The 7,523-nt window shown below is 66.7% G+C and carries 10 protein-coding genes and 1 pseudogene; 5 read left to right on the top strand and 6 right to left on the bottom strand.

Going from position 1 to position 7,523, the window contains the following annotated elements:
- Nucleotides 1–186 (top strand): annotated as a pseudogene (locus tag ACFE99_RS20050) (DUF3071 domain-containing protein); the annotation flags it as partial.
- Here the strand turns inward: ACFE99_RS20050 and ACFE99_RS20045 are convergent.
- From ACFE99_RS20045 to ACFE99_RS20035, 3 genes are read right to left on the bottom strand one after another with little or no spacing between them, the layout of a single operon-like run.
- Nucleotides 183–461 (bottom strand): DUF2537 domain-containing protein, encoded by a 279-nt coding sequence (locus ACFE99_RS20045; RefSeq protein WP_375488172.1) that lies wholly within the window; start codon nt 459–461, stop codon nt 183–185. The pseudogene ACFE99_RS20050 and the gene ACFE99_RS20045 overlap by 4 nt on opposite strands.
- Before the next feature lie 14 nt (nt 462–475).
- Nucleotides 476–1,312: a TrmH family RNA methyltransferase gene (locus ACFE99_RS20040; protein WP_375488171.1), complete on the bottom strand. Its 837-nt coding sequence runs from the start codon at nt 1,310–1,312 to the stop codon at nt 476–478.
- Complete coding sequence (locus tag ACFE99_RS20035; RefSeq protein ID WP_375488170.1) at nt 1,309–1,740, bottom strand: MarR family winged helix-turn-helix transcriptional regulator; 432 nt, start codon at nt 1,738–1,740, stop codon at nt 1,309–1,311. The genes ACFE99_RS20040 and ACFE99_RS20035 overlap by 4 nt, the downstream gene beginning before the upstream one ends.
- Before the next feature lie 102 nt (nt 1,741–1,842).
- On the opposite strand from ACFE99_RS20035, the gene ACFE99_RS20030 reads away from it, so the two are divergent.
- On the top strand, nt 1,843–2,124 hold the full coding sequence (locus ACFE99_RS20030; RefSeq protein WP_375488169.1) for a DUF2530 domain-containing protein: 282 nt from the start codon (nt 1,843–1,845) through the stop codon (nt 2,122–2,124).
- 22 nt (nt 2,125–2,146) lie between these two features.
- Nucleotides 2,147–2,602 carry an SRPBCC family protein gene (locus ACFE99_RS20025; protein ID WP_375488168.1) on the top strand — a complete coding sequence of 152 codons (456 nt, stop codon included), beginning with the start codon at nt 2,147–2,149 and terminating at the stop codon, nt 2,600–2,602.
- Here the strand turns inward: ACFE99_RS20025 and ACFE99_RS20020 are convergent.
- Entirely contained in the window at nt 2,599–3,390 is a 792-nt protein-coding gene (locus tag ACFE99_RS20020) for a DUF3027 domain-containing protein (RefSeq protein WP_375488167.1), read from the bottom strand. The two genes, ACFE99_RS20025 and ACFE99_RS20020, sit on opposite strands and share 4 nt — an antisense overlap.
- A 183-nt stretch (nt 3,391–3,573) precedes the next feature.
- Here ACFE99_RS20020 and ACFE99_RS20015 point away from each other — a divergent pair, with 183 nt between their 5' ends.
- A complete protein-coding gene (locus tag ACFE99_RS20015) occupies nt 3,574–5,175 on the top strand; it encodes an MFS transporter (RefSeq protein ID WP_375488166.1) in 1,602 nt (533 codons plus the stop codon).
- Nucleotides 5,172–5,657 (top strand): DUF2771 domain-containing protein, encoded by a 486-nt coding sequence (locus tag ACFE99_RS20010; RefSeq protein WP_375488165.1) that lies wholly within the window; start codon nt 5,172–5,174, stop codon nt 5,655–5,657. Before ACFE99_RS20015 ends, ACFE99_RS20010 begins: the two co-directional genes overlap by 4 nt.
- Nucleotides 5,658–5,665: 8 nt before the next feature.
- Here the strand turns inward: ACFE99_RS20010 and ACFE99_RS20005 are convergent, their stop codons facing one another.
- Together ACFE99_RS20005 and ACFE99_RS20000 are read right to left on the bottom strand one after the other, a co-directional pair.
- On the bottom strand, nt 5,666–6,670 hold the full coding sequence (locus ACFE99_RS20005; protein WP_375488164.1) for a glutathione S-transferase family protein: 1,005 nt from the start codon (nt 6,668–6,670) through the stop codon (nt 5,666–5,668).
- Between the two features lie 23 nt (nt 6,671–6,693).
- Nucleotides 6,694–7,523, bottom strand: an 830-nt coding sequence (locus ACFE99_RS20000; RefSeq protein WP_375488163.1) for an acyl-CoA dehydrogenase family protein, incomplete at its 5' end; no start/stop codon positions are given.

The following is a 7,523-nucleotide window of genomic DNA, read 5'->3' as shown; positions in this document are numbered from 1 at the left end:
CGTCCGCTGCGGTCGGGGGCACCGGTGGCCCAGCTCGACTTCGACGAGCCCGCCCCGCCACCGCCGCAGGAGCCAACCGCTCACCCGGAACGCCCGCGCCAGCCGGCGCGCGCCCGCCGCGGCAAACCGCCGGTTCCGGCATGGGAAGACGTGTTACTCGGCGTGCGCTCGGGCGGAAACCGCTAAGCGCGGCCCAATGCCGCCAGCGTCAGCAGCGCCAGCCAGGCACCCGACACCCCGACACCTGCGCCCAGCACAAACCAGCGCAGCACCGGAGTGTGCCGCCAGCCCCACAACGTCGGCGCCAGCCCGCCGGCGGCAACAATGTTGAGCCCGACGGCCAATACTGGATGGACGCGGATCAGCCCGAGGGTGAGCACCACGACCGCGACGCCGGTCACCGCAGCGACAAACCCGGCCACCGTCAAACCCGTGCCCCACGGCGTGGATTGGTCGGTCACGGCGTGAGCCTAGCTCAATTGCCCAGCGTGGCCCGTTCGTAGAAGGCGAGGGCGGCTGCGGTTGCGACATTGAGTGAGTCAGTGCCGCGCGACATCGGAATACGCACGCGTATGTCGCAGCCGCGCATCGCTTTTTCGCTCAAACCAGGACCCTCGGCGCCCACCAGCACCGCGACCCGCTGGTCGTGCAGTGCGGCCATCGCCGCCGGCAACGGCTGAGCCCGCTCGTCCGGCGTCATCGCGAGCAGCTGAAAGTCGTGGTCTCGCAGGACTTTTAGCTCGGCGGGCCAATCGGTCGCGTGTGCATACGGCACCTGCAGTGCATGACCCATCGATACCCGGACCGCACGACGGTACAGCGGGTCGGCGCAGCCGCTACCGAACACCACAGCATCGACGCCGAGCCCGGCCGCGTTGCGGAAAATCGAGCCGAGGTTCTCGTGGTCGTTGACCCCTTCGAGCACCACGACGGTGCGGGCGCCGTCAATGACTTGGGCAACGCTCGGCTCGGGTACCCGGCGTGCCGCAGCCAGCACCCCGCGGTTGAGGTGAAAGCCGACCACTTGCGCCATAACGTCGGCGGACACCCGGTAGTAGGGCGCACCGACGCCGACCAGATTCGCTTTGAGTTCGGCGAGCCGGCGGTCGGTGCCGAGCAGGGCCAGCGGAGTGAACCGGGACGCCAGCATGCGCTGCACCACTAGTACTCCCTCGGCGATCACCAATCCCTTGCCGGTCGGCAGATCGGGTCGACGGTCGACACTATTGAGATCTCGAAACTCGTCGACGCGAGGGTCGTCGGGGTCGCTGACGTCGCGGACGTCGATGCCCCCGAACAAGCTGGCGCTCAAGGGCTTTCGTCAACCAGCGCCAACATCAGGTCAGCCGCGGTGCGCAGCGTGTCGCGCTCAGCGCTGCCGAGCGCGGCGAGCCGCTGGGCCAGCCACTCTCGACTGGCCCGGCGTTCGGACTCCAGCAGGTCCGCCCCGGCTTCCGACACCGACACCAGCACTTGCCGTCCGTCGACCGGATGTGCGGTGCGGTCCACCAAGCCCAGCTCGGCCAGCGAGGCGATCACCCGGGTCATCGACGGCGGCCTGACCCGTTCCCGCTCGGCCAGCGCGCCGGGTGTCATCGCACCTTCTTTGTCCAACGTGGCCAGCGCCGACAGTTGTGACAGCGACACCGGCGACTGCGGACGCCGAAACCGCAGTTGGCGGGACAGCCGCATCACCGCCAACGACAAATCGCTGGCTAGCCGCGTGTCGCCGTCCATCACAGCGCGAAGGTTACGACAGTGATCGGCACTTGGCATCGTCTACGCCGAATCCTCCCCCGGCCGCTCCGCGGCCCGCATCGTCACCGGGTTATCTTCATCTCGATGTCAGCCGAGCCTCGCCAGACTCCCCAGCCACCGTCGCTTCCGGCTGGGCTGCTGGAGGTATGGCCGGTCATCGGCGTGGGCGCGCTGGGCTGGTTGGCCGCCACCGTCGTGGCGTTCATCGTGCCGGCTCTTGAGACGTGGCGGCCGGTGACGGTCGCGGGGCTGGCCACCGGGCTGCTCGGCACGGGTATCTTCCTATGGCAACGCGACGCCGCCCGCCGAGGGACACGCGGCGCCCAGACCGGTCTGGCACACCAGCGCAACACGGACCGCAGATGAATCAGCACACCGAGGAGGACCAATGGCAGCGCCGCTGTTGCAAGCCGAAGTCGACATCAAAGCACCACCCTCGAAGGTGTGGCAGCTGGTCTCTGATTTTCGCCGGATGCCGCAGTGGAGCCCACAGTGTCGGTGGATGCGGCCGCTCGGTCCACTGCGTCCTGGAACCCGCACCGTCAACCTGAACCGTCGCAACAAACTGTTCTGGCCTACCACCTGTACGGTCACCGAAGTCATTCCCGAGAAGAAGTTGGCTTTCCGGGTCAACGCCAACGGCAGCATCTGGAGCTACGAGTTGCAGCCGACCGAGCAGGGAACCCGCGTTATCGAGAGCCGGCACGCCGAGAACGGCGTCAAGCCGATCTCGACGATGACGGTGAACGCGTTGTTCGGTGGAGTGGACAGTTTCGAGCGCGAACTGCTCGACGGCATGAATACCTCGCTGGCCAAGATCAAGGCCGCAGCCGAAAGCGACTAGTTTGTGGACTCCGCGGGCTTGTCGCTGACGTCGAGCACCCCGTCGTCATACGGGTCGTACATCGGCGAACCGCTGCCCGCGGGCGCTTGGGTGTCGGAGTGCGCGCCGCAGCCGTACTCGGAGTCCACGACATGCCCGTCGGCGGACATCTCGTTGCCGCATACGCCGAACATCCGCCCGAGTGAACCCGCCAGCGGAAGATAGAAACCGCAGTCGCGGCACACCCGTTTGGTCGAGCGCGCCATCGGCGAGGCGGGACCGTAGTCGCCGTCGTGCCAGCGTTGCGCTGCTTGCGCGCGTCCCCAGGCACTCATCACCCGCCGTCGTCCCAGCCCGATCTCGACAGCGACTTCATCGACTTGCGGGTCACCGGTGGCGGCGTAACCGGGCACCAGCCGCGGGTCTTCCGGCGAAGCGGCCAGCAGGTCCCCAGGCCCCAAGTCGCCCGGTTTGATCCGCTGGTTCCACGGAACCCATTCCGGAGCCAGCAGCGCAGTCGGACCGGGGACCAGCACCACTTCACTGATCGTCGCGTGATCGGCACCCGGGTATGCGGCGACGACAACGGCCCACTGCCATCCCTGATAGCCGGGGAGACGCGCCAAGAATCGGTGTGTGGCCGCGCTGGCATCTTCGTAGGCGACACCGAGGTACTCGCCAACCGTTTCCGCGCCGCTGAACTCCACCACCGCGGCGCGGGCCTGGTCGACGGCGTCGGTGAGAAGCGCGGCAACCTCTTCCGGCCACTCGCCAGCAGCGGGCGCGGCTTCTTCGGTGCTTCCGATCACGCTGTCCATTGTCTCCGATACTGCCGCAGCAAGAGGGCGACCAGCCACACCGATTGCCTGCGCGTCCCCACCGTCGGCATGAGCAAGAATTGATTCGTGTCTGGATGGCGACGTGATCACACCGACGTTCGTCGCGCGCCGGGGCAACGGCCCCGGACAGGACGCGTCGGCGAGCATCCCGGCATGGCCAACTATCCCGCCGACGACCTCGGCGATCAGCGGTTGCGCCGCCCGCCACCGATGCCCAGCGCCAACCGCTACCTGCCACCGCTGCACCACGACCCGGCTGAAGAGCGCGGGCGCAGCCACCCGCCGCGGGGTACGCCCAGCGGCGAACGCATCACTGTCACCCGCGCCGCAGCACAGCGCAGCCGCGAAATGGGTTCGCGGATGTACTGGCTGGTGCAACGCGCCGCCACCGCCGACGGCGCCGACAAATCCGGGCTGACGGCGCTGACGTGGCCGGTGGTGGCGAACTTCGCGGTCGACTCCGCGATGGCCGTCGCACTTGCCAACACGTTGTTTTTTGCGGCGGCGACGGGCGAGAGCAAGTCTCGGGTCGCGCTGTATCTGTTGATCACCATCGCGCCGTTCGCGGTGGTCGCACCACTGATCGGTCCGGCGCTGGATCGACTGCAGCATGGCCGGCGAATTGCGCTGGCGTTGTCGTTCGTGTTGCGTACCGCGCTGGCGGTGGTGCTGATCATGAACTACGACGGCGCTACGGGCAGCTTCCCGTCATGGGTGCTTTATCCCTCGGCGCTAGCCATGATGGTGCTGTCCAAGTCGTTCAGTGTGTTGCGTAGCGCGGTGACGCCACGGGTCATGCCGCCGACGATCGACCTAGTGCGGGTCAATTCCCGGTTGACCGTGTTCGGGCTGCTCGGTGGCACGATCGTTGGCGGCGGCATCGCAAGCGGCATCGAGTTCGCGTTGACTCACCTGTTTCAGTTGCCCGGTGCGCTGTTTGTCATCGTCGCTGTCACACTGGCAGGCGCCTGGTTGTCGATGCGGATTCCGCGCTGGGTCGAGGTGACCACCGGTGAGGTTCCCGCCACGTTGAGCTATCGCGTCCCCACCGGCCGGCTGCGCCGAAGCTGGCCGGAGGAGGTCAAAAGGGCCAGCGGTGCGCTGCGACAACCTTTGGGCCGCAACATCATTACCGCATTGTGGGGAAACTGCACGATCAAGGTGATGGTGGGCTTCCTGTTTTTGTATCCGGCGTTCGTCGCCAAATCACATGAAGCCAGCGGGTGGGTGCAATTAGGCATGCTTGGCCTGATCGGCGCCGCGGCCGCGGTCGGAAACTTTGCCGGCAACTTCACCAGCGCGCGGCTGCAATTGGGCAGGCCCGCAGTGCTCGTCGTGCGATGCACCGTGGCGGTTACGGCGGCGGCACTGGCGGCGGCGGTGGCCGGAAACCTCGTGGTGGCCGCCGTGGCCACCTTGATCACCTCGGGAGCCAGTGCGATCGGAAAGGCCTCACTGGACGCCTCGCTGCAGGACGATCTGCCCGAGGAGTCGCGGGCCTCGGCTTTCGGTCGCTCGGAGTCGACGCTACAGCTGGCCTGGGTGCTGGGCGGTGCGCTGGGCGTGATGTTGTACACCGAGCTGTGGGTCGGTTTCACCGCGGTGACCGCGGTGTTGATCCTGGGTCTGGCGCAAACTGTGGTCAGCTACCGCGGCGACTCGTTAATCCCAGGCTTTGGGGGCAATCGGCCCGTCATGGTCGAGCAGGAAGGTGGCCGCCGCGGGGCCGATGCTGCCGCGGTCGGGCAGGAATGACGCGTCGCGTTGCGCTGCTGGCGGTTGCGGTGGCGCTGGCCCTCGGCGCCGGGGTCAGCACCTGGCTGCTGGTACCCGGCCATGGCCCGCAGCAACCGAAGATCAGCGCATACACACACGGGCACCTGACCCGGGTCGGCCCGTATGTGTATTGCAATGTGTTGAACCTCAACGACTGTCAGACCCCGCACGCGCAAGGCGAGTTGCCGGTCACCGCGCGGGATCCGGTGCAGCTGTCGGTTCCTAGCGCGATCGGGCGCGCGCCGTGGCGGCTGCTTGAGGTATACGAGGATCCGGTCAACACGGCCACGACCTACTTTCGTCCTGGGACGCGGCTGGCGGTCACCATCCCGACCGTCGATGCCCAACGCGGGCGGCTGACCGGGATCGCCGTGCAGCTGCTGACGTTGGTGCGCGACGTCGCCGGTGAACTACAGGACGTCCCGCATGCGGAATGGTCGGTGCGCACGGTGTGGCGCTAGCGGTTCAGCTACGCGCCGTGACCGGCGGGCACCCGCTCGGCATCGAGCGGCGGGCCGGGCGGAGTGCCGTCACCAAATGGCTTGCCGCCCAAGCATTCCCGGCCATGCGGCGTCAACCAGTTCGCCAGGTCTGGCCCTTTAGGCACGATACGGGTGGGGTTGATGTCGCTGTGCACGATGTAGTAGTGCTGTTTGATTTGGACGAAGTCGACGGTGTCACCGAAGCCCGGGGTCTGGAATAGGTCGCGCGCGTAAGCCCACAGCACCGGCATCTCGGAAAGCTTCTGGCGATTGCACTTGAAGTGCCCGTGATAGACCGCGTCGAAGCGGGCCAGCGTAGTGAACAATCGCACGTCGGCTTCGGTGATGGTGTCACCCACCAGATACCGCTGGCAGGACAGCCGCTCGCTGACCCAACCCAGTGCGGCGAACAACCGGTCGTAGGCCGCCTCGTAGACCTGCTGTGACCCGGCGAAGCCGCACCGGTACACCCCGTTGTTGATTTCGGTGTAGACCCGCTTGTTCACCTCATCGATCTCCGCCCGCAGCGGCTCGGGGTAAAGCTGTGGCGCCCCGTCGCGGTGATACGCGGTCCACTCGGTGGAGAAGTCCAGCGTGATTTGCGCGAAATCGTTCGTGACGACGGCGCCGGTAGGGATATCGACGATCGCCGGAACGGTGATGCCCTTCGAATAGTCGGGAAAGCGTTTGAGGTAAGCATCCCGCAGCCGCGGGATTTTCAGCACCGGGTCGACGCCGCCGGGGTCGAGATCGAAAGTCCAGCTGCGCTCGTCATGGGTGGGGCCGCAAAACCCGATGGAGAGAACAGGTTCGAGCCCGAGAAGTCTGCGCACAATGATCGCGCGGTTGGCCCATGGGCAGGCCCGGGCAACGATCAGCCGATACCGACCGGGCTCGACCGGATATCCGTCGCGGCCGTCAGCGGTGATGCGCGTGGCGATGTAGTTGGTGTCGCGGGTGAACTCGCCCGCTTCGGCGACGTAGGAACTCATGCCTTTGAGTGTGCCGTCGGCGCTCAGGATTCCGATACCGTCAGAAACCGCCGAGCCACATTGGCTTCGGTGGACGGACCGGGTTCCCAGGCAGCGATCCACGGCCCAGTGCCCTCTGACTGGTCGAGTATGCCGTCCTCCAGCCAGGTGTAGCGGCCTTCTAGCACAGCATCCGACACCGCAGCGTCGGTGCTGTCGGTGTTGCTCCACAACGCGTCGAACAGCGCCTCAGCCCGCAGCGTGGCCTGTTGGCAAAACGCATCCGCCAGTTCATAGGCCTGTTCGCCGCGCGCCGAATCGGCGGCACGCTCGGCCTCCGCCCTCACGCATGCGGCCGACATCGCGAACAGCTCTGCGCCGATGTCCACGATGCGCCCGAGGAAGCCCTGCTTTTGCTCCAAAGCGGCTTGCCAGCGCGCCATGCCGTAGAAGGTGTTGCGGGCCAGCTTGCGCGCAGAGCGCTCGACATAGCGCAGATGTGTCGCCAGCCTGCCAAACTCGCGATAGCTGGTAGGCACTTGTCCTTCGCCGAAAACCAGTTGCGGCAACCACTTTGCGTAGAACCCACTCGCGCCGGCTGCCGCCTTGGCTTTCTGTTGCAGGTCGGCTTTGGGGTTGGCGAGATCTCCGGCGGCAGTCAGGTGAGCGTCAACCGCTTCCCGCGCGATGAGCAGCCGCATAATCTCGCTGGATCCCTCGAAGATGCGGTTGATCCGCAGGTCGCGCACCGCCTGCTCCACCGCTACGGCGCGTTCCCCGCGAGCGGCCAGCGACTCCGCGGTCTCATAGCCGCGACCACCCCGGATCTGCACCACCTCATCGGCGATCACCCAGGCCATCTCGCAGGACCACA

The sequence above is a fragment of the uncultured Mycobacterium sp. genome (assembly GCF_964249325.1).
Taxonomy (GTDB): Bacteria; Actinomycetota; Actinomycetes; order Mycobacteriales; family Mycobacteriaceae; genus Mycobacterium.
The sequence above is the reverse complement of the archived record's forward strand: the minus strand, read 5'-3'. Positions and strand labels throughout refer to the sequence as shown.